This window comes from Nesterenkonia sp. K-15-9-6 (assembly GCF_052656005.1).
On the sequence record NZ_JBQYEY010000054.1, the window covers coordinates 1 to 1,444 of the forward strand.

Here is a 1,444-nt window from a genome sequence, read left to right on the forward strand (position 1 = left end):
GGCTCATCGCAGATGAAGGTGTAGCAGGGGTCTGAATCCTCCGGTGTCCAGCAGCGCTCGGGTGATGTAGTTGGCCAGGTTCCGGAACCCCAGAGCAGTGCCGCGAAGGTGCTCGAGACGGCCGTTGATCGCCTCAGTGGGCCCGTTGGAGGTGCCCGGGCGGTCGAAATAGGCCAGGATGTCGACCGCCCGGCGGTTCAGCGTCCGGCCCAGCTTCTTCAGCTCGACCAGCCTGGCCGGGACCCCGCGGCGCAGCGAGTTGATCACCTCGTTGAGCATCTGCTTGCCAGCAGGCTTGGAGGCGCACCGGTAGGCGGCGACGATCTTCTGATACGCGCTCCAGGTGGCCTCGACCTCCACATGCTCATCAGCGGCGAAGACCTTCCGGAGCCTGCGGTCTTGGGGTTCGGTGAGCAGGTCAGCCCCGGTGCGCAGCGTCTTGCGCGCCCCATAGAGGGGGTCCCCTGAACGGCCGCGGTGCCCGGTGGTCTCACGCTGGACCCGTTGCCTTGTCTGGTCCAACGCGTCCCCGGCCAGGGCGACCACATGGAAGGGATCCATCACCGCAGTGGCCTCGGGGAGTTCTTCGGCGGTGGCGGTCTTGAAGCCGGAAAACCCGTCCATGGCCACCACCTCGATGCCGTTGCGGAAGTCCTCGTTCTGGGCGTCGATCCAGGTCTTGAACACGGCCTTGGAACGACCGGGGACCATGTCCAGCAGCCTCGCCGGGCCAGTGCCCTCGCGCACGGGGGTCAGGTCGATGACCACAGTGACGTAGTGGGACCCCCTGCCGGTGTGGCGCCAGCAGTGCTCATCGACCCCGATGACCTTCACACCCTCGAACCGGTGAGGATCCTCAATCAGCAGCTGCCGGCCGGCGGCCAACACGGCGTCGTTGACGGTATGCCAGGAAGCCGCCAGGGCGGCAGCCACCCTGGCGATGGACATCCTGTCAATCACTACCGACTTCAGGGCCCATAGCACCGCATGCCTGCTCAGCTTCGTCCTGGGTGCCGCAGCCGTACTGGTGTCCTGACGCCAGACCCGAGCGCAGTCGGTACACCGGTATCGGCGGACCCGCACCCACAGGGTGGTCGGCCGCCACCCCAGGGGAAGATGCGCCAGGCGGCGGACCACCGTGCCCCGCGGGATGCCTTCACCGCCGCAGTGTCGGCACCACGGATCGTCTTCGGCCAGGCGGCATTCCAGTATTGCTCGATCGTGGTGGATCTGCTGACCAGTGACCCTCAGGCCGAGGTCATCGAGCAGGCAGAAGCTATTGAGGTCAGGGGTCGTGAAAGTAGGCTGGGACATCGTCGAGGTCTTCTGGATGGATTAGGTGTAGGAACCTCCATCATCGGAAGGCCTCGACTTCTATCCATCCACCGCCACGCCGACTCCGGCGCGCGTCCCAGCTTCTACACCCTCAAACGCGAAGAGCCCC

1 protein-coding gene is annotated in these 1,444 nt (G+C 65.9%); it reads right to left on the reverse strand.

Features of this window, described 5'->3' with window-relative positions; genetic code table 11:
* Window positions 1-3 precede the first annotated feature (3 nt).
* Complete coding sequence (locus tag SD455_RS16575; protein WP_445508739.1) at window positions 4-1,314, reverse strand: ISL3 family transposase; 1,311 nt, start codon at window positions 1,312-1,314, stop codon at window positions 4-6.
* Window positions 1,315-1,444: the final 130 nt, after the last annotated feature.

What these genes read in the sequence shown, in the direction of transcription:
- SD455_RS16575 (WP_445508739.1), bottom strand. Translation starts at nt 1,314, where the DNA reads ATGTCCCAGCCTACTTTCACGACCCCTGACCTCAATAGCTTCTGCCTG.